This window comes from Microbulbifer thermotolerans, assembly GCF_900112305.1.
Classification (GTDB): Bacteria; Pseudomonadota; Gammaproteobacteria; order Pseudomonadales; family Cellvibrionaceae; genus Microbulbifer; species Microbulbifer thermotolerans.
In genome coordinates, this window is the sequence record NZ_FOKT01000008.1 from 137958 (window position 1) to 157974 (window position 20017).

The window sequence follows — 20017 nt, forward strand, 5'->3', positions numbered from 1 at the left end:
CGAAATCCCGGCACCAGTGCCCTCCCCTTAAAACACCCTATGCGACTACTAGAGCGATATTCGCCCAAGAGCGGCAGTGCAACCTACGCACAGCGCTTTTCGAAATCAGCCATAAAGGAAACCAGCGCCTCCACCGCTTCCAGCGGCACTGCGTTGTATAGAGAGGCACGCATGCCACCCACGGAACGGTGCCCCTTGAGATTCAGCAACCCGGCCTCCTCAGACTGGCGCAGAAATTCCTTGTCCAGGCGCTCGTCCGCCAATACGAAGGGGACATTCATACGCGAGCGGCTGGATTTCTCCACTGGACAAGAATAAAAATCACTGCGATCGATAAATTCATACAACAGGGTGGATTTCCTGTCCGCCAGAGTAGACATCGCCTCGACGCCGCCCTGCCCTTTCAGCCAGCGAAATACCAGCCCAGCCAGGTACCAAGCAAACGTCGGCGGCGTGTTGTCCATGGAGCCCGCTTCCGCCGCGACCTTCCAACTCAAACTGCGGGGAATACCCTCCATGGCCCGATCCAGCAAGTCGTCGCGCACAATCCCCACTGCAATGCCGGAGGGACCGATATTCTTCTGTGCACCAGCATAGATCACACCAAATTTCTCCACCGGAATAGGGCGCGACAGGATATTTGAGGACATGTCTGCGACTAATGGACAAGTCACATCCGGCACATAATCAAATTCCACCCCGCCGATGGTTTCGTTGGGCGTATAGTGGAAATAAGCTGCGTTGTCACTCTGTGTCCAACTTTCCGCTCCCGGCGCATAGGTGAAACCGCGGTCTTCACCGGAAGCCACGATATTGACCTGTCCATAACGCTTGGCCTCACGAATCGCCTTGTCCGCCCACTGACCAGAATGAATATAGTCAGCAACCTTGTCACCGACACCAAACAAGTTCCAGGGCACGGCACTGAATTGTGCGGTAGCGCCGCCCTGCAGGAAGAGCACCTTATAATTGTCCGGAATTGACAGGAGGTCGCGCAGGTCCTGCTCGGCACGCTCTGCCACCTCGAGAAATTCCGCTGACCGGTGGCTGACCTCCATCACCGAGCAGCCGCGGCCACCCCAATCGAGCAGCTCTTGCTGCGCCTGGCGCAAAACTGGCTCCGGCAACGCAGCGGGGCCGGCGCAGAAATTAAACTTCCTCATAAATCAACTTCCAGAAGGGCTAAATTTGGTTTCAAAATAAACTAGATATAGCGACGCAAAAAAACACAAAAAAGGAAAGGAACATCATTCGTAAACGGCATTTTTTAGGGCACCAGAGTCAAAAAAGGCCGCGAGAATCGCAGCCTTTTTTGAGAGTCCTTACGGGAATCACTCTTCATCCCCCTGGTCTTCCGTCTCCTGAACCCGGGCCAGCCCCACCAACTGTTCACCCGTCTTGAGGCGAATCACGCGCACGCCCTGGGTATTTCGGCCCAGTACTGAAACTTCATCGACGCGGGTCCGCACCAGCGTACCCTGATCGGAAATCAGCATAATCTCTTCACCGGGGAACACCTGACAAGCACCGACGAGGGCGCCGTTGCGCTCGCTCTCGGCAATGGCGATCACTCCCTGGGTGCCACGACCCTTGGTGGGGAAATCCGCGGTGGCAGTGCGCTTACCGTAACCGTTTTCAGTCACCATCATTACAGTCCCACCCTCTTCCGGGATGACCATGGCGATGACCGAGACTCCATCTGGCATACGGATACCACGCACACCACGGGATACACGCCCCATAGGCCGCACATTCTCTTCCGCGAAGCGCGCCGCCTTGCCGGCGCTGGTCAACAACAACACATCGCGACGGCCGTCGGTAATGGCAGTGGCTACCAGGCGGTCCCCTTCATCCAACTCTATCGCTTTCAACCCCACGCTGCGGGGGCGGGCGAAAGCGGAAAGCGGCGTCTTCTTCACAGTGCCATTGGCGGTAGCGAAGAAAATAAAATGATCTTCGTCATATTCGGACACCGGCAACATACTGCTGATACGCTCGCCCTCCTCCAACTGCAGCATGTTAACCATCGGTCGCCCGCGGGAAGCACGCCCAGCAGTGGGGACTTCGTAGACCTTCAGCCAGTAGACCTTACCCTTATTGGAGAAGCAGAGAATCGTATCGTGGGAGTTGGCGATCAGCAGATGCTCAACGAAATCCTCATCTTTTACCTGGATAGCGGACTTACCCATACCACCGCGGCGCTGCGCCTGATAATCGGCCAGAGGCTGGCTTTTGGCGTAACCACTGTGGGAGATAGTTACCACCTTGTCTTCCGGAGTGATAAGGTCCTCTACAGTCAGATCCTGACGGGAGGCCACTATGTCAGTGCGGCGCGCATCTCCGAACTCTTTATCAAGCTGCTCAAGTTCCTCGCGGATCACCTCCATCAGGCGATCGAAACTACCGAGGATATGCAGGTACTCTGCAATCTGCTCAAGGCGCTCCTTGTATTCGGCCAGAAGCTTGTCGTGCTCCATACCGGTCAGGCGGTGTAAGCGCAACTCCAAAATAGCCTGGGCCTGAGCCGGCGACAGATAGTATGCGCCGTCATCCCGGAGACCGTATTCCCTCGGCAAATCATCCGGTCGACAGGCATCAGCGCCGGCGCGTTCCAGGAATTGTTGCACATCTCCAACAGCCCAGCCCCGGGCCAACAACGCCTCGCGGGCATCCGCCGGGGTGGCAGAGGACTTGATCAGCTCGATCACAGGGTCGATGTTGGCGATGGCGATTGCCAGCCCCTCGAGGATATGCCCCCGCTCCCGCGCCTTGCGCAACAGGTACACGGTGCGGCGAGTAACCACTTCCTGGCGGTGGCGGATGAAGTGCTCAAGCAACTCCTTGAGGTTTAACACCTTGGGCTGCCCTTCTACCAGGGCCACCATGTTAATGCCAAAGACACTCTCTAATTGCGTCTGCGAATAGAGGTTGTTCAACACCACCTCGCCGAGCTCGCCGCGCTTCAGCTCAATCACCACCCTCAGGCCGTCTTTGTCAGACTCATCGCGCAGCTCGGAGATACCCTCGATCTTCTTCTCCTTGACCAGCTCGGCGATGCGCTCTATGAGGCGCGCCTTGTTCAGCTGGTAAGGAATCTCGGTGATAATAATCGTCTCGCGATTGGACTTGTCATCGCGGACTACTTCCGCTTTTGCCCGCACGTAGATGCGCCCACGCCCAGTGCGGTAGGCCATCAAAATACCAGCGCGGCCGTTGATGGTAGCGCCGGTAGGGAAATCCGGCCCCGGAATATGCTCCATTAGCTCATCGACGGAGAGATCAGGGTTATCGATCAACGCCAAACAAGCGCGCACCACCTCACCCATGTTGTGCGGCGGGATATTTGTGGCCATACCCACAGCGATACCCGAGGAGCCATTTACCAACAGATTGGGCACCCGCGACGGCAACACTTCCGGCATCTGCTCGGAGCCATCGTAGTTGTCGATAAAATTGACTGTTTCCTTATCTAGGTCAGACAACAGCTCGTGGGCCAGCTTGTCCATGCGGATCTCGGTGTACCGCATGGCCGCCGGGCTGTCGCCATCGATAGAGCCGAAATTGCCCTGGCCGTCAACCAGGGGGTAGCGCATGGAGAAGGGCTGCGCCATGCGCACAATAGTGTCGTACACCGCAGTATCGCCGTGGGGATGGTATTTACCGATCACATCGCCAACGACACGCGCCGACTTTTTGTAGGGCTTGTTCCAATCGTTTTTGAGTTCATTCATGGCGAAGAGCACTCGCCGGTGTACCGGCTTGAGGCCGTCGCGCACATCCGGCAGCGCACGCCCCACAATCACGCTCATCGCATAGTCGAGATAAGACTGCTTGAGTTCTTCTTCGATATTGATCGGAGAAATTTCTTTGGCTAATTCGCCCATAGCTTACCGCGTTCCTTTTATAACGCAGGCCGCTGAAACCTGGCCCGGATAAGCGGGCGATTCTACCACAGATTTGAGTGTGGGACTCAGTCACCACCGGGGCGAGTAGCTACCCCGCCCTTAAAGGGCGACAACCGTATCTCCATGTTTCTGCCTGGACTTCCGCACCGCGGCATTCAGCCTTCCCCCAAAGGGGCTGGTATCATCTGTCGGTCATCCGCATCTTCCACCCCGAATATGATCGATACACTGATACACGCACGCTGGATCATCCCCGTCGTACCCGAACAAAAAGTGTACGAAAACTGCTCTCTTGCAATCGATAAAGGGAAAATCATCGGCCTACTTCCCTCCCCGGAGGCCGCCGCGCGATTCGAAGCCAGCGAAGAGATTCACCTGGATCAGCATGCACTGATCCCCGGCCTAATCAATACGCACAACCACGCTGCCATGACACTGCTGCGTGGGTTTGCCGACGACCGGCCATTGATGGAGTGGTTGGAAAATCACATCTGGCCTAATGAGCGCAAATGGGTGGACCCGGAGTTCGCCACCGACGGCAGCCGTCTTGCGGTGGCGGAGATGCTTCGCAGCGGCACCACCACCTTTTCGGATCAATACTTCTTCCCCGAAGCCACGGCTCAGGTGGCCAGGGAAACGGGAGTGCGCGCGCAGATCGCCTTCCCCGTTATCGACTTTCCCACCCCCTGGAGCCGGAACAGCGAAGACGCCTTGCAAAAAGGCCTCGCTCTGCGCGACGACTACAAAGCCAATGAACGCATCGATGTGGTCTTCGCTCCCCACGCCCCCTACACGGTCGGCGATGCCACCCTGGAAAGAATCGCGGTATACGCCGCCGAGGCCCAGATCGCAGTGCAGATGCACCTGCACGAAACCGCCACTGAAGTGGAACGGGCTCTTGCTGAAACCGGTGAGCGGCCAACCGAACGGCTGCTGCGCCTGGGGCTGCTGGGCCCACAGACCCTGTGCGTACACATGACAGCAGTAAACGAACGGGACATCGAGCTGTTACAAAGCAGCGGCGCTCACGTGGCGCACTGCCCCAGATCCAACCTGAAACTGGCTTCCGGCTTCTGCCCTACGGCCAGACTTCTACAGGCTGGCGTCAACGTGGCCTTAGGCACCGATGGCGCCGCCAGCAACAACAGCCTGGATCTTTTCACCGAAGCCAATACTGCCGCCCTGCTGGCCAAGGCAGTCAGCGGTGACGCCGCCGCCCTACCCGCACATCAGGTACTGGCCATGGCAACAATCAACGGCGCGCGGGCATTGGGAATCGACCAAATCACCGGCAGTCTTGAAACCGGCAAAAGTGCGGATCTGGCCGCCATCCACCTGGGCCAACTGGAGCAGCAGCCGCTCCACGACCCCGTATCGCAACTCATCTATACCGCCGCCGGTCACAACGTCAGTGATGTGTGGGTTGCCGGTAGGCGGCTTCTGAGAGACCGCCAACTGCAAACAATAAACGAGATTGAGGTCATTCAGCGGGCACAGCAGTGGCGTGCTAGAATCGCAGGCCAAGCCTGATGGGAGTTACAAAGAGCTCCGTATCCTACACCGATGCGGAGATATTGCCTCCCGTAAGCGCCATAGAGCCCAGAAGTAAGCACGGACACCAGATGACCAATCTAGACCCGGTAGAAATCGCCAAGTTCGAACAGATCGCCAGCCGCTGGTGGGATCTTGAAGGCGAGTTCAAACCACTGCACGAAATCAATCCGCTGCGTGCCAACTATATCGACCGGTGCGCCCCGGTAGCCGGGAAAAAACTGCTCGATGTAGGCTGCGGTGGCGGCATACTCACGGAAGCCATGGCCCAACGCGGCGCTGAAGTAACCGGTATCGATATGGGCGAAGCGCCGCTAAAAGTGGCCAAGCTGCACGCGGCCGAGAGTGGCGTCCAGGTGAACTACCAGCGCCTGACGGTGGAAGAGCTGGCCGCAAAGCAACCGGGCAGCTTCGACATCGTTACCTGTCTGGAAATGCTCGAACATGTGCCAGACCCGGCCTCGGTAATCCGCGCTTGCGCACAACTGGTCAGACCCGGCGGCCACCTGTTCTTCTCCACCATCAACCGCACAGCCAAAGGGTGGCTCTTCGCCGTAGTCGGCGCGGAATACCTATTGCGCCTCTTGCCCAAAGGGACCCATGAATACGGCAAGTTTATCCGTCCCTCGGAACTCGGCGCCTGGCTGCGCGAAAGCGGCCTGGAGATCCGCGATATAACCGGTATGACTTACAACCCGCTGACCCGCAGCTACAAGCTGAACCCGCGGGACGTGGACGTAAACTACCTGGTACATGCAAGCAGACCGGCGTGAAGGCCAGGAACAGCTGATCGGAAACAGAATGAAAGCGGTTTTATTTGACCTGGACGGCACTCTCTTCGACACAGCTCCCGACTTTATCCGGGTGCTGAATCAGTTGCGCAGAGAAGAGCAGCTGCCGCCACTGCCCGACAGCGAAATACGCGCAGTGGTCTCCAACGGTGCTCGCGCACTAGTGACACTTGGATTTGGAACCGACGAAAACCATCCCACCTTTGAGGGGCTGCGCCAGCGCCTGCTGGATTTGTATCTCGCACACTTGGCCGAAAAAACCCAACCCTTCCCGGGCATTGAACCCCTGCTCCACAGACTTTCCGAACGGGGGATCGCCTGGGGCATAGTGACCAATAAACCGGAAGCCTACACAACACCGCTGATGCGGGCCTTCAGTCATCTGCCGACACCAGGCGCCGTGATCTGTCCCGAGCATGTCGCCAACCGCAAGCCCGATCCAGAGCCCATACTACTCGCCTGTCAACAGATCGGCTGCCGCCCGGAGGAGGCCATCTACGCCGGTGACCACGAACGGGATATTGCCGCAGGTCGCGCGGCAGGCCTGCCGACCATCGCCTGCAGCTACGGCTATATCGACAATGGCGACGACCCGGCGCGCTGGGGGGCCGACCACTTGGTGCACTCCGCGGAGGAAATCTGGCCCCTGTTGCAACGCCACTACATTGAAAATAGTGAATTGGGCCCCTTCAACACCTCTGGGCTGAAAACCTCTCTTTAGGAGACTCCCGAGCAGGCCGGAAGATCGCTCCCCGAGGCTCCCCCCTATCGGCGAGCGCTGTCGGCCCGGCAGAACTACGGAAAATAGGAAGAAATCTGGAAGCCTTATGTCTGAGTTTATCGGCGACTACCACGCCCCCAAAGAACTTCTCAAAGACAAGATCATACTGGTCACAGGTGCCGGTGACGGCATAGGCCGTACCGCCGCCAAAACCTTTGCCGCCCATGGTGCCACAGTGATACTGCTCGGGCGCACCACACCTAAACTGGAAAAGGTCTACGACGAAATTGAAGCCGCCGGGGGTCCCCAACCGGCCATCTTCCCGATGGACCTGAACGAAGCGCGCATCGAAGCTTTTGAACACTTTGCAGAAGCCGTAGACCAGGAATTCGGCCGCCTCGACGGTCTGCTACACAACGCCGGTTTGCTCGGCCAGCGCACCCCGATCGCCAGCTATCACTTCGACACTTGGCAACAGGTGATGCAAGTCAACGTCAATGCGGCCTTTGGCCTTACTAAAGTCCTGCTGCCGCTGTTGGAAAAGTCTGATGCGGGGTCGGTTGTCTTTACCGGCTCCGGTGTCGGCCTCAAAGGACGCGCCTACTGGGGTGCCTACTCGGTCTCCAAGTTCGCAACCGAAGGCCTGATGCAGGTACTGGCGGACGAACTGGACGGGGTTTCCAATATCCGTGTCAACAGCGTCAATCCCGGCGCCACCCGCACCAACATGCGCGCTGCGGCTTACCCCGCCGAAAATCCAGCTTCCGTTACCACTCCGGAAGAGATTATGCCCACCTATTTGTACCTGATGGGCGACGACAGCCGGGGCGTGAGCGGGCGGCAATTCAACGCCCAGCAATAGCGGCCACCTTTTTCCCGGGCAATACACTACCCGGCCACTACGACTGGCCGGGTATATACGAGGCCCTTACGGCAGGAGTGGATTACCCCTCCGTGCGGCCGGTCGCCTCCTGCGGTACACCTTCATCCACCGTTTCTCCAGCGCCACCATTTTGGCCCGCGGAATCCACCATATGCTCGGGGACATCGGCAAATACGTCACCCTCGAACTCCATCATCTCGCTGTCGGCGACCATGTCTGCCCCCGCGGACATCTCCGCCCCTGCGGCCTCTTCCACCGCAGCCTCCAGCTGTCGGGCAACGGTTTCCTCAGCGCCAGCGGAATCCATGTTTTGAAAGTAGAGGTAGCCCCCGACAGCGGCAACGGCGATCGCGGGAACAATCAGTTTTTTCATTTTTCGACCCCTGCATAGTGTGGATTTATCATTGCTATCGGCTTCAATTGGTACGGATTTATAGTTGTAATCGGCCTCAATTCTTCCACGCTGGCCTTGACAAAAATGTGATGACGGACACGTTTTTGTTTGTCGATCAACAGTTTAAAAGGCAAAATTCACTGATATATCCGCAGATTCGTGCGCGCATGCTGTAGCACCCCTTTAGCAGCGCTCTCAGAGAAATGAACATTAGGGGGCACACGGACACACTCATTTGCGGCCAAACCTGGCTCATCGCCCGAACAGTCGCATGAGATGCAATATGCCCCGAAAAGCAGATGAATCACAAACTCACTCAACAGCCCAAGCAGAAGTTATGCGAACTCTACTGATAATCCCTACCCTGGTCCTTGCCGCGGCCGGCGCCAGCGCCGACACCCTCAGTAAACAACTGCGAGCCTGCGCAGCCATTGAGGCAAGTGATAAGCGCCTGGCCTGCTACGACACCTTGAGTGGAACCCTCGACCAGCGCGCTGAACAAAACTTCGGCCAAGAACAGTTGCGTATCACTGAAGATGCTCCTGACACCATAGAGGCTGCCATCGCCGATATCAGCAAGACCGCTTACAACAAGGCTCTGATCACTCTGGACAACGGGCAGGTATGGCGGCAGAACGACAGTACGCGGCTGACCTGGAAGGTTGGCGATGCAGTCGTCCTTGAGCGTGGCCTATTGGGTTCCTTTTTTATGAAGCAAGCCGATGGCGGGCGCAAGATCCGCGTTAAACGCATTCGCTAGCGCCCCGCTCAAGTCGTATGAGCGCTGTCGCTGATTGCGGGGCGCTCATGCGAGAACTGCCCGGTAAAAGGACGAGCCTACAGGGAAGTGTCCGCAGACACCCGCAAAGCCTCCTATTACTACAGGAGCCCCCACTCGGATCTTTTCCCACAGTCCCCCAGCCCCCATTTGGGCGATTATAACCGCCAGCTTTTGTCATTTAGCGAAAGTTCACTTTGGCCCAATCAAAGATAAAACTCCCTGGTCAAACAAAGTAAGGCGCCCCATTCCACATTCATCTATATTAAAAATGAATTCCGCGCCATCCTGTTGCGGGTGCTGTCGCGGCCACGCCAACAGCCAATAGAAGGTTTTGCACTTGTCCCGAGACAATTTTTACTCAAGGGATGAAGCCTGGCTGAAGGATGCAGACACCCCTCCTCCCGAGGCATCGCCGCTGGATGACAATGCCATCGAGGATTTGAGCAAAGCCCCCCTGGTAGAGGACAACGGTACGGAGGGCGGCAGCTCTCCAATGCAAAATTACCTAAAACATCTATACCGCCTGCAACTGCTCACCCCCGAGGAGGAGCAGTGCACCACCAGTCTATTGCGGGAGCTTGAAGACAAACTGATTGCACTGCTGCAAAAGCGCGGGGTGGAACTGGTGGCACTGCGGAGCGAGGGCGTCGAGCAGCGCGGCAGCACCGGAGCCTACGACCACGGATTGATCATCGCCCACGCAGAGGAGCTACTCGCCTCTGAGAGGCTATCCAAGCGAGACCGCAACAGCCTAAGGAGCCTCTTGCGGCGTTTCCGGGAACAGCGCCAAAAGCTGATTCAGTGTAACCTGCGCCTGGTGATCGCCATTGCAAAACGCTTCCGAAACCCATCGATCCCCTTTATCGATTTGATCCAGGAAGGCAATGTGGGCCTGATGAAGGCCATAGAGCGCTTCAAACCGCAAATGGGTTACCGCTTCTCCACTTACGCCTACTGGTGGATACAGCAGGAGATCCAGCTGGCCCTGCGCCGCAACGACGACCTGGTGCGCCAACCCGCCAATGTGCAGGATGACCTGCGTGCCATCTACCGAGCAATCGCCGATGTGCACGCGCAAGGGCTGCCCGCCTCCGATGAAAACCTGGCCAGACAGTCCGGTCTTGACCTCGAAAGGGTTCAGGCACTGCTCAAATTACCGGGACCCACGGGGTCGCTGGACGAACCCTTGGCTGAAGATCAGAGCAGCACCCGTCTGGACTATGCACCAGCGGACGAGCTCTACAATACCGATGAACTGGTTACCAATCAGGAGCTGGCGGAGCGCCTTCGGGAAGCGGTAGCGCGCCTGCCGATGCGGCAGCGCACAGTACTGTACCTGCGCTACGGCCTCATCTCCGACCACGACTGCTCCTTCCGCGTTATCGGCGAGCAGTTGGGGCTCAGTCAGGAACGCGCGCGCCAGCTGCACGCAGATGCACTGCGCCAGTTAAAGCGCCAGTGGAGGTGATTTCGACATCGACGCCCGATCACGCTTGTCATCGCCGAATATACCGCTAGGCTTATGGAATCTCTGTTCAGTTCCGCGATAAACGTTCCATAAGTCATGTGTAACAATCCGCCCGCGCCCGCCTTTCTGTCCCTGCTGGCTTGCACACTCTGCTGCGGATTGTTGTCTTCCCCCCCTGCCTTAGCAGAACGGGAGCTAATTCTCAGTGCCGGAAAAGGACTGGGGGACGCACTGATTCAGCAAGATTCCATTGCTGACGCCGAAATGGCGGGGCTGAACTACGCGCAACTTTTCTCCGAGCACAGCTTCGGCTCCGGCCAGTGGCAGTGGTGGGCTCAAGGCAGTTACGCATTTTTGCATCAGGACTATCGCGGCGAGACACAGCAACAAAATATTATCGAACTGAAACCCGTACTGCGCTGGTACCCCCACCAGGAAGCTTATGGCCTCTTCGGAGAATTCGGCATCGGTGCCGCCTACCTGACGAACAAAGACTTCGGGGACATCCACTTATCCACCAAGCTCAATTTTGCCCTGCACTTTGCCGCAGGCTACCGGCTGCGCAACGGCTATATTCTGTCACTGCGCTACAGCCACTTCTCCAATGCCTATACCAACACCCCCAATCCCGGGTTCGACTTTGCCTCTTTGAATGGGCATTTCAGTTTCTAATCTCCGCCCTGCCAGCGCACCGTCATCTCTGTCACAGCAGAACTCGTTGAAGCATCCAAGCGCGGATTAACGGCGCGCTTCCACTTGCTGGGAACCGCATACAGGAACCGTCACATCCCGATCAAAATTCTGTAATGTCACCGATTCAGAATACCCCGCACAAGAACACGGGGGGACCTATGAGCCTTAAACGTTCGGCGTCACAGAGCGGCGATTTTACGATTCCGCCAGTTGGCCCTGCGCCCCACCCTGCCGCAGTCAAATCAGCGCCTCGAAAAGATGCCCAGGACGGCGACATCAAATCGATTCAACGCATTTGTCACTTGGTGGCGAGCCGCGAGCACGGCGAGCTGGAAAAACACGTGGCAGACCTTTCCCGCTGGCAGGCGCACAATACCAACGCGCAAGTCTCGGTTATCGCCCACCCCCGCTACCAGAACACGCTGGATCAAAGGGTCAACTTCATTCCGCTGAATACCGACCGCAGCCGCCACCACCCGACTTTGATCTGGCGCTTGGCCAACCATATCCGCGCCGGTGGCTTCCAGATCGCCCACGGGCACGGCAGCAAATCGGCACAGCTGCTCGCGGCAGTACAGAAATACACAGACGCCCGACAGGTTATCACCCGCCACAATGTGCGCCACCCTAGGGACAAACTCGCCAGTGCCTTCGACGCGAGAATCGCTGTCAGCCGCAGTGCCGTCGCCAACTCACGGCTGGATTGGAATATCATTCCCAACGGTATCGAAGTAAAGTGGCAAGCGAGCGCTCCCCTGGACCTCCAGCTGTCCCCTGAGCCCAAAGCTCTGGTGGCCGCACGCCTAATCAGGCTCAGGGGCACCGAGCCGCTGCTGCAAGCGTTGAACCAAGTGTCCGGGGTACAGTTAATCATCCTCGGAGACGGTCCCGAAAAAAGCGCCCTGGAACAGCAAAGCCGCGAATTAAAGCTCGACAAACGGGTAATATTCGTTGGCCGCACCGACAAGGCCAGTGCCTTTCTGCGCACTGCCGATCTGCTGGTGATATTGTCGCGCAATGAGAGTCCCCCTTACGCCCTGGCCGAAGCGCTGCAGAACCGCTGTCCAGTCATTGCCAGCCGCGAGGGAGACGCAGAAGACTATGTGCCCCCGGAATACCTTTTGGACAACCTGGACCCGGCCCACTTGGCGAAAAAACTCCGCTTCGCACTGACGAACAAAGATCGGCTGCACAAAGACTTCAGCACCGCCTTCGAACGCGCCGCCAATGAACTCTCACTGGACAATACCGCACGCGCTATCTGGCGCGTCTACGCACAACTTGTGTCTTGAGTGATACGCATGGGAATCTCTGCTGTATTTGGCTTCCGGGCGATTAGCTTCGCAAGCGATTGTCAAGCAAGCGTCACGCGGTCTGCAGCAGCTCACGGTACAGTGCCAAGGTCTGCGCCGCAGTATCCTCGTGGGTAAAATCGCTAAAGCGGACCATCTGCGGCTGATCGAGGATACGCAGAGTGGTTTCCACCAAGGCATCGGGGTTGCCGCGCTCCACCAATCCCTGGGGAAAACACCGCTGCAGCACCTCCGCAGAGCCGCAGTCTGCGTAGGCTACAACCGGACAGTTCATCGCCAACGCCTCGGCGGCGACACGCCCGTAAGGCTCCGGCTGCTCAGCCAGGCTGTAGCAGACCTGCGAGCTCGCGTAGAGTTCGCGCATATCCCGGCGCGGGCCGAGAAACAGAACCCTGTCGGCAAGCCCCAGCTCCACGGCCATTTGTTCCAGTTTCCGCGAGTACTTTTCTCCACCCGCACAGGAATCTCCAACAATCAGACCGAACACATCCCGCTGCGAAACCACAGCAGCCAGCATCCGCAGAAATGGAATCAGCCCCTGGCCAGGCTCCAAACGTGCGGGCATCAGCAGCCAGTGCCGGCCCTCAAGCTGTGGGTACTGATTGAGCAAACGCAGCTGCCACTGACCGGATACCGGCGCATCGCGATCAAATTCGCGCGTGTTTACACCGTAGTGCACCACCCGTGGTGGCTGGTTCAATTTCCCACTAAAGTGCAACTGTAGGGAATCTGCCACACACCGGGAGACAGCGGTTACACGCTCCCCAGCGGCAAGCGCCGCACCATAGAAACTCTTGCGGTAAAAATCGTGCGCCCCAGTAACCAGACGCGGCCGCTTGTCAGCGGGCATCCCCCGCCAAGCGCGCCAGGCGATCCACGCGGGAAGCGCACCGCGGGCGTGTACCACATCCACCTCCAATTCCGCCAACGTCCGCCTCAAGCGACGGACAAGGCGCAGCGACCACAAGGGGTTTCCCTGTAGTGGCATACGGATATGGCGCCCGCCGCGCAAAGTGAGACGCGGCACCAGCTCGCCACCATTGGATATCACAATGGCTTCATGGCCGAGCCGCAACAGTTCGCCGGCAAAATCCAGGGTGGTGCGCGCCAGATCCCCCGAATCAAGCTCAGGCAGCAATTGAACAATTCGCATAAATCCCGCCCGGTTTCCCGGGTACTCTCAACTTTGTTACATCTAGCCTTGTTAAGTGGCGCCTATTTTGCGGTATTCCGCGGCGCTTGCCGAGCAGCAAAATGCCCCTCTCATCACACTTCTTGGGATCAGCCCCCATTACGGCGCAAAGCACTATCGAATTTGGTGTGGGCAAACCCTAAGATGTTGTATTCAATCACTTGACGAAAGGTCTCCCATGGAAATCTCGAACCCGATCAAGCTGCTCAGGTACGTCTCTCTCACCGCGTTATTGCTCTTCAGCGGATACGCATCTAGCGCGAACGACAAGGGGCTTTTCTGGCTTGCACAGAAAGACGGCCACAGCGTGTATCTACTGGGATCAGTGCACTTAGCCAGCGACGATTTCTACCCTCTGCGCAAAAAAATCCAACAGGCCTACAAAAACAGTGACGTTCTGGTAGTCGAAGCCGATATTCTGGCTGCGGAAAGTGATCCGGCGCTGCAACAGCAAATCATGCAAGAATCCCTCTATCTGGACGAGCGCACCCTGCGCGACGACCTGTCGCCAACGGTATACAGCCAACTGCAGAAATGGCTGCAAAAACATCAGCTGCCGGAACCGATGTTTATCCGTCAACGCCCCGCCATCGCAATGATCACTATGAGCATGATGGAGCTGAAGGCACAGGGGCTAAACCCCGGTCTCGGCATCGATCGCCACTTTCTTCAGCAAGCGAAACAGAGTGGCAAACCCATTGTAGAACTGGAGGGCGTACTGCAGCAGCTACGACTGTTAAATCAACTGGAAAGTCCAGATCTGCTGATGCAGCAGACACTGGAACAACTGGATGAGATCAAGACATTTGCACCGCGCATGGTAAAGGCATGGAAAAATGGCGACGCAGATCACCTCTACCAACTGATCATTGCCGACAGCCTGAACGAACACCCGGAATTCAAGCCACTCTATGAAACACTGTTCTTTCGCCGCAACCGGGACATGGCCAAACGCATCATCCATACAAGCGACTCGTATAAATCGCAGTTCGTAATTATCGGCGCCGGCCACCTGGTGGGAGAACACAGCGTCATAGAATTGTTGCAACGACAAGGCTACAACATTGAACAACTGTAAGGCGTACTCCTGCGCCTCTTGCGACAGAAGGCGTTTACTTGACATCAATATTTAATACAAGCCGCGCCTTGCGCCGTTGCTAAACTCAGGAGGCATTGAGCAGGGAAACATTCGCTGAGCTGGCACACAGGGAGGTGTCCGGTGTATTGCCGCGGCTTTATTTTTTCTTTTATGGGGGCCGCATTATTTCATCCTGCGGTTGCGGATCAGCCGGAGACCAAAAGTTGGTTAAAGATTTCTGCAAACGAAGGAAACTTCTCCGCCGAACTTGGCGGTCGCATCCACTTTGACACCTACCTATTCGACAGCGATATCGAAGATCCCATCAGTACGACGGAATTCCGCCGCGTGCGCCTGGCGGTGACGGGGCATCTGTGGAAATGGAAATACAAACTGGAACGGGATTTCTCCTCCAGCGGCACCAGTGGTCTGCGCGATGTATATATCGCCACGGAGGTACTTGGCGGCAAACTCACCATCGGCAATTTCAAACCCTACCGCTCCATGGAAGAGCTGACCAGCTCCAATGAAATTACAATGATGGAACGCTCCTTCACCAGCGCCAGCGGTATTTATTTCGATCGATCGCGCCAACAGGGTATCGGCTGGCACACCCATTGGGGCTGCTACACCTTCGGCGCAGCCGGATTTAACCTGCGCAATCCCGGTGCCCCTCGCAATGAAGGTCTTGGCGCCGCCGGGCGTATTACCTGGGCACCGATCAACGACCAAATCAGCACAGTGCACCTCGGTATCTCCGCCAGCCACGAAAACGCCAACCGCAATTCAAATCCCATTGAAGCCGATGTCGCATACGCCGGCCGCCGCGGCCCCACTCAGCTGACCGCACTGACACCAGGGGGCAGAGACTTCTTTTTCGATAAAGTCAACGATAATGGCGATCAGCTCTTCTTCTTTGGCAACCAAGGCGGCAAGACCGATATCGCGGGATTGGAGTTCGCGGCTACCTACGGCCCCGTTTATCTGCAATCAGAATACGCCTATGGCAAATTTGACGGCGACTACTATCTGTCAGAGGTTGTGTTCGAGGACTTCTACGGCATACCTCCCACATTCGCCTGCGACCCGGACAACGGCTGCTTTATCGGCGATCAGGATGTGAAGACCTGGTACATCATGGGCAGCTGGATGATTACCGGGGAGCACAAGCCCTACGACAGCGCGAAAGGCGTATTCAGATCCGCCAAGCCTCACAGCGACTGGGGTGCCTGGGAGCTGACCGCCCGCTATGAAACCATCGAGAACAAGGACATTCCCGACCTGGAGGCGGACAGCTTCAGGCTGGGTGTCAATGTCTACCTCAACCCCCGAGTACGCTTTATGCTCAACATTGTACTGGGGGACGATGAATTTACCGGCGACAAAACCAGGCAACTGGCGTTTCGCGCTCAGGCGAGCTGGTAACCCGCCCGCACGAATTAACCCACCTGTTGTGCCTTGGCTGGATCAAAAACCGCCACTGGCGCTGATTCATTTAGCTCCGCCCCCGGATTTTCAAAGCGCCGCAGAGCGGCCGACCGCAACTTCCGCGCCCGGTCCAGACTGGCTTCCTTGACCGGACCATAACCGCGTATCGCATCCGGATAGCTGAGCAGCTCAATCGCTGCGGCGTGGTTCTCGGCGTTCAGTTCTCCGATCACCCTGTCTACCAGCTGCTCGTACTCGCCGATCAAGGTGCGCTCGATTTTGCGCTCGGCCGTGTAACCGAAGATATCCAGCGGCGTGCCGCGCAGGACTTTGAGTTTTGCCAGCAAGCCAAAAGCTTTGTACATCCAACCGCCGAATTTGAGCTTGCGCGGACGGCCCAATGCCTTATCAAAAGGAGACAGCAGTGGTGGGGCCAAATTGAATTCCAGGGCAAAATCGCCGGAGAAATTTTCCCGCAGAGCTTTGGCAAACTCGCCGTCAGTGTAGAGCCGGGCCACTTCGTACTCATCCTTGTATGCCAGTAGCTTGGCGTAATTGCGGGCGACGACCTCCGCTAGCGCTTCACTGCCAGGCACTTTGAGAATTTCCGCGGCTTTTACCCGATCCACCAGGTCGCGGTAGCGTCGCGCGAGCTTGCTGTTCTGATACCCGGTGAGGTGGTGCACGCGGTGAGCAACGATTTCTTCCAAGCCTCGGGGCAGTCCGACCTCTTCAGCCGCCCCCGCCAAGAGAGCGTCCAACTTGTCACGGTTAGCCGCGGCTAAGCGGCCGGCGGCAAACCCCTGCAGATTGGCCTCCACCGCTACACCGTTTAAGGCAATCGCCTGTGTCAGAGCCTCCCGACCGAGAGGGATAAGCCCCTTCTGCCAGGCAAAACCGAGCATGAAAATATTCGCAGCCAGAGTGTCGCCCAGCGCCGCGCTGGTAAGCTTGTGCGCTTCCACTGTTTCCAGCACTTTCACCGCCGCACCCAGGCTATCCAATACCACTTGCGGCGAATGCACATCTTCACGACCGAGCACCGACGCCGCAGTGGGCGTCAGGTGCGTGTTCACCACCGCACGGCTGTGGGTTTCGTCCAGCTTGGCCAGACAGGCCTGGAGATTGCCCGCAGCTATCAGGTCGCAGGCCATCAATGCATCCGCGCGACCGTCGGAAATACGCACCGCCTTCAGTTCGCCCGGCGCCGCGGCCAAGCGTACATGGGAGTATACCGCCCCTCCCTTTTGTGCCAGACCGGTTTGATCCAAGGTGCTGCTAGCCTTGCCTTCAATGTGCGCCGCCATTGCCAGCAGTGCACCAATCGTCACCACGCCGGTGCCACCAACGCCAGTCACCAGTAGATTGTATGGCGCATCCAGTGATGGCAACTCCGGCTGCGGAAGCTTGTCCGCCTCGGTGAGCAACACATCGCCGACACCTGCCCGCTTCGCCAACTCGCCGCCCTTGACTGTGACAAAAGATGGGCAGAAACCATTGACACAGGACATATCCTGATTACAGCCGGTTTGGTTAACCCGGCGCTTATCGCCAAATGCCGTCTCGACCTTTTCCACCGCAATACAGCTGGACTGTTGCACACAGTCTCCACAGCCTTCACAGACCCGCTCGTTGATAAACGGGCGCCCCTCGGCCTTCGGCAACAATCCGCGCTTGCGCTTGCGGCGCAGCTCCGTGGCACAAGTCTGGTCGTAAAGGATAACGGTACAACCTTCGATTTCGCGCAGCGCCTCCATAACCACCGGCAGGTGGTCCCGGTGGCGAACCTCTACTTCTCTAGGAAAATGCAAGGCGCCTTTATATTTGTCCAGGTTGTCCAGAACCAGCACAACTTTGCGCACGCCTTCCGACAGTACCTGGCGGCAAATCATATCCGGCGTCAGCTCGCCGTCATGGGGCTGGCCGCCAGTCATGGCCACGGCATCGTTGAACAAAATCTTGTAAGTGATATTTACCTTTGCCGCCACTGCCGCGCGGATGGCGAGAATACCGGAATGGAAATAGGTACCGTCCCCCAAGTTGACGAACACGTGTTTTTCCCGCGTAAACGCGGACTGACCAATCCAGTTCACCCCCTCTCCACCCATCTGGGTAAAAGTGTAGGTTTCGCGGTCGAGCCACTGGGCCATATAGTGACAGCCGATGCCCGCCAAGGCCCGGCTGCCCTCAGGCACCCGGGTGGAGCGGTTGTGTGGGCAACCGGCGCAGAACATCGGCAGACGCGAAACGTTGGCACCGGCATTCTGCGAGATCCGCTGGGCCAGCGCGTCCAGGCGGCTCAGCCTGTGCCGGGCCGTCTCATCGAGTTTTTCCCCGAGAATCTTGCCCAACACCTGCGCCACAATCGCCGGGGACAGTTCGCCGTACATGGGCATCAGCGGGCGGTCATTTTCATCCACTTTGCCCAGGATGCGCGGGAAATGGGGATCTTTCAGGTGTACGTTGTACAGCTCTTCCTTAAGCTGCACTTCCATCAGGCTGCGTTTTTCCTCAAGCACCAGCAAGGTGTCCAGGCCGCGGGCAAACTCCTGAATGCCTGGTACATCCAGTGGATAGGTCATGCCCACTTTGAGGATGCGAATGCCGAGAGCTCTCGCCTTCCGCTCATCGATACCCATATCCTCAAAGGCCTGCATTAAATCCAGGTGCGCCTTGCCGGTACTAACAATACCCAGGCTCGCATCGGGGTTTTCCAGCACCACCCTGTTTAATTTGTTGGCGCGGGCAAAGGCTAAGGCCGCCGGGCGCTTGTAGCGCCAGAGACGCTCTTCTTGCTCCAGTGGGTTATCCTGTTTGCGGATGTTGAGCCCGCCTTCCGGGCGCTCTATTTCGGGATAGGAAAACTGCACCCGCTCCGGGTCAACATCGACGGTAGCGGAACTGTCCATATTTTCCGCCAGTGTGATCATGGCCACCCAGCAACCGCTGAAGCGGGACAACTCCAGGCCGTAATGGCCATAGTCCAGCACCTCCTGCACCGTGGCCGGATTCAGCACCGGGATATGCATATCAACGAAAGCGAACTCGGACTGACCGGGATAGGAAGAAGATTTGCAACCGTGATCGTCGCCGGCAACGATCAATGCGCCGCCATGTGCCGAGGAACCCGCCGCATTCGCATGGCGAAAGGCATCGCAGGAGCGGTCCACTCCGGGGGTCTTGCCGTACCAAATGCCGCAAACACCGTCCACCTCGGCACCTTCAAACAGGCCCACCTGCTGTGAACCCCAGACCGCCGTGGCCGCCAGCTCCTCGTTCACTCCCGGCTGGAAACGAATATTGTGCGCATCGAGTAATTTTTTCGCCCGGACCAGCTGCTGATCGTAGCCACCCAATGGGGAACCGCGGTAACCGGAAATAAATACGGCCGTCTTGAGCCCCCGGGCCCGATCCATACGCATCTGGTCGATGGGCAGGCGCACCAGCGCCTGAATACCGGACAATAGTACCCGCCCTTTGAGGGTGGTATAACGATCGTCCAGGGATACTTCTCTCACAGGACCGGACTCCTGCGCCCGGGCGGTATCTTGCACACCGCTCGCGATTTCACTCATAGGCCTACTTCCGATTATCTGTCTAATTCGAAACCAGTTTCGAATTTTTAGTCATTATTTTTTCGGCTATTCCGCCGTCTGCCGTCCCGTACCGGCAAGCGGACTGGCGGGCAATCACAAAAAAATCTTCCAGTGCGAAGATTTGTCCAGACCATACTAGTGCGTTCAACGCAATAGAGCATTGCTTTATTTACGCATATATGCGTAAAATTATGATAGAAATCTCGAACAACACAATTATTAT

15 protein-coding genes are annotated in these 20017 nt (G+C 57.4%); 10 read left to right on the top strand and 5 right to left on the bottom strand.

All coding sequences use genetic code 11. From position 1 onward, the window contains the following. Window positions 1-83 precede the first annotated feature (83 nt). Both serC and gyrA read right to left on the bottom strand, forming a co-directional pair. The gene (gene serC, locus BM155_RS13820; RefSeq protein ID WP_074903749.1) at window positions 84-1163 is read right to left on the bottom strand and encodes a 3-phosphoserine/phosphohydroxythreonine transaminase; all 1080 of its coding nucleotides are present in this window, start codon (window positions 1161-1163) and stop codon (window positions 84-86) included. A gap of 168 nt (window positions 1164-1331) precedes the next feature. Then, on the bottom strand, window positions 1332-3884 hold the full coding sequence (gene gyrA / locus BM155_RS13825; RefSeq protein ID WP_074903751.1) for a DNA gyrase subunit A: 2553 nt from the start codon (window positions 3882-3884) through the stop codon (window positions 1332-1334). A 237-nt stretch (window positions 3885-4121) separates the two neighbouring features. On the opposite strand from gyrA, the gene BM155_RS13830 reads away from it, so the two are divergent. The 4 genes from BM155_RS13830 (at window position 4122) to BM155_RS13845 (ending at window position 7830) form a co-directional block, all read left to right on the top strand. After that, window positions 4122-5435 (top strand): TRZ/ATZ family hydrolase, encoded by a 1314-nt coding sequence (locus BM155_RS13830; protein WP_067157623.1) that lies wholly within the window; start codon window positions 4122-4124, stop codon window positions 5433-5435. Between the two features lie 92 nt (window positions 5436-5527). After that, window positions 5528-6229, top strand: coding sequence for a bifunctional 2-polyprenyl-6-hydroxyphenol methylase/3-demethylubiquinol 3-O-methyltransferase UbiG (ubiG, locus tag BM155_RS13835; protein ID WP_067152855.1), 702 nt, complete (start codon window positions 5528-5530; stop codon window positions 6227-6229). 28 nt (window positions 6230-6257) lie between these two features. Next, window positions 6258-6968 (top strand): HAD family hydrolase, encoded by a 711-nt coding sequence (locus tag BM155_RS13840; protein WP_074903848.1) that lies wholly within the window; start codon window positions 6258-6260, stop codon window positions 6966-6968. Between the two features lie 106 nt (window positions 6969-7074). Continuing rightward, window positions 7075-7830 carry a YciK family oxidoreductase gene (locus tag BM155_RS13845; protein WP_067152853.1) on the top strand — a complete coding sequence of 252 codons (756 nt, stop codon included), beginning with the start codon at window positions 7075-7077 and terminating at the stop codon, window positions 7828-7830. Window positions 7831-7912: 82 nt separating this feature from the next. Here the strand turns inward: BM155_RS13845 and BM155_RS13850 are convergent, their stop codons facing one another. Continuing rightward, the gene (locus BM155_RS13850; protein WP_067152851.1) at window positions 7913-8224 is read right to left on the bottom strand and encodes a hypothetical protein; all 312 of its coding nucleotides are present in this window, start codon (window positions 8222-8224) and stop codon (window positions 7913-7915) included. Window positions 8225-8582: 358 nt separating this feature from the next. On the opposite strand from BM155_RS13850, the gene BM155_RS13855 reads away from it, so the two are divergent. The 4 genes from BM155_RS13855 (at window position 8583) to BM155_RS13870 (ending at window position 12479) form a co-directional block, all read left to right on the top strand. Then, window positions 8583-9005 (top strand): hypothetical protein, encoded by a 423-nt coding sequence (locus BM155_RS13855; RefSeq protein ID WP_067152849.1) that lies wholly within the window; start codon window positions 8583-8585, stop codon window positions 9003-9005. 358 nt (window positions 9006-9363) lie between these two features. Continuing rightward, on the top strand, window positions 9364-10494 hold the full coding sequence (locus BM155_RS13860; RefSeq protein WP_074903850.1) for a sigma-70 family RNA polymerase sigma factor: 1131 nt from the start codon (window positions 9364-9366) through the stop codon (window positions 10492-10494). A gap of 162 nt (window positions 10495-10656) precedes the next feature. Next, on the top strand, window positions 10657-11166 hold the full coding sequence (locus BM155_RS13865; protein ID WP_231902486.1) for an acyloxyacyl hydrolase: 510 nt from the start codon (window positions 10657-10659) through the stop codon (window positions 11164-11166). Window positions 11167-11345: 179 nt separating this feature from the next. Further along, window positions 11346-12479: a glycosyltransferase family 4 protein gene (locus tag BM155_RS13870; RefSeq protein ID WP_175487805.1), complete on the top strand. Its 1134-nt coding sequence runs from the start codon at window positions 11346-11348 to the stop codon at window positions 12477-12479. A 73-nt stretch (window positions 12480-12552) separates the two neighbouring features. Here BM155_RS13870 and BM155_RS13875 read toward each other — a convergent pair whose 3' ends face one another. Then, window positions 12553-13653: a glycosyltransferase gene (locus BM155_RS13875; protein ID WP_067152843.1), complete on the bottom strand. Its 1101-nt coding sequence runs from the start codon at window positions 13651-13653 to the stop codon at window positions 12553-12555. Between the two features lie 217 nt (window positions 13654-13870). On the opposite strand from BM155_RS13875, the gene BM155_RS13880 reads away from it, so the two are divergent. Next, a complete protein-coding gene (locus BM155_RS13880; protein ID WP_067152841.1) occupies window positions 13871-14770 on the top strand; it encodes a TraB/GumN family protein in 900 nt (299 codons plus the stop codon). 171 nt (window positions 14771-14941) lie between these two features. Next, on the top strand, window positions 14942-16195 hold the full coding sequence (locus BM155_RS13885; protein ID WP_074903852.1) for an OprO/OprP family phosphate-selective porin: 1254 nt from the start codon (window positions 14942-14944) through the stop codon (window positions 16193-16195). 14 nt (window positions 16196-16209) lie between these two features. On the opposite strand, the gene BM155_RS13890 is transcribed toward BM155_RS13885, so the two are convergent. Further along, window positions 16210-19773, bottom strand: coding sequence for an indolepyruvate ferredoxin oxidoreductase family protein (locus BM155_RS13890; RefSeq protein WP_074903753.1), 3564 nt, complete (start codon window positions 19771-19773; stop codon window positions 16210-16212). Between the last annotated feature and the right edge of the window lie 244 nt (window positions 19774-20017).

What these genes read in the sequence shown, in the direction of transcription:
- serC (WP_074903749.1), bottom strand. Translation starts at nt 1,163, where the DNA reads ATGAGGAAGTTTAATTTCTGCGCCGGCCCCGCTGCGTTGCCGGAGCCA.
- gyrA (WP_074903751.1), bottom strand. Translation starts at nt 3,884, where the DNA reads ATGGGCGAATTAGCCAAAGAAATTTCTCCGATCAATATCGAAGAAGAA.
- BM155_RS13830 (WP_067157623.1), top strand. Translation starts at nt 4,122, where the DNA reads ATGATCGATACACTGATACACGCACGCTGGATCATCCCCGTCGTACCC.
- ubiG (WP_067152855.1), top strand. Translation starts at nt 5,528, where the DNA reads ATGACCAATCTAGACCCGGTAGAAATCGCCAAGTTCGAACAGATCGCC.
- BM155_RS13840 (WP_074903848.1), top strand. Translation starts at nt 6,258, where the DNA reads ATGAAAGCGGTTTTATTTGACCTGGACGGCACTCTCTTCGACACAGCT.
- BM155_RS13845 (WP_067152853.1), top strand. Translation starts at nt 7,075, where the DNA reads ATGTCTGAGTTTATCGGCGACTACCACGCCCCCAAAGAACTTCTCAAA.
- BM155_RS13850 (WP_067152851.1), bottom strand. Translation starts at nt 8,224, where the DNA reads ATGAAAAAACTGATTGTTCCCGCGATCGCCGTTGCCGCTGTCGGGGGC.
- BM155_RS13855 (WP_067152849.1), top strand. Translation starts at nt 8,583, where the DNA reads ATGCGAACTCTACTGATAATCCCTACCCTGGTCCTTGCCGCGGCCGGC.
- BM155_RS13870 (WP_175487805.1), top strand. Translation starts at nt 11,346, where the DNA reads ATGAGCCTTAAACGTTCGGCGTCACAGAGCGGCGATTTTACGATTCCG.
- BM155_RS13875 (WP_067152843.1), bottom strand. Translation starts at nt 13,653, where the DNA reads ATGCGAATTGTTCAATTGCTGCCTGAGCTTGATTCGGGGGATCTGGCG.
- BM155_RS13880 (WP_067152841.1), top strand. Translation starts at nt 13,871, where the DNA reads ATGGAAATCTCGAACCCGATCAAGCTGCTCAGGTACGTCTCTCTCACC.
- BM155_RS13885 (WP_074903852.1), top strand. Translation starts at nt 14,942, where the DNA reads ATGGGGGCCGCATTATTTCATCCTGCGGTTGCGGATCAGCCGGAGACC.
- BM155_RS13890 (WP_074903753.1), bottom strand. Translation starts at nt 19,773, where the DNA reads ATGAGTGAAATCGCGAGCGGTGTGCAAGATACCGCCCGGGCGCAGGAG.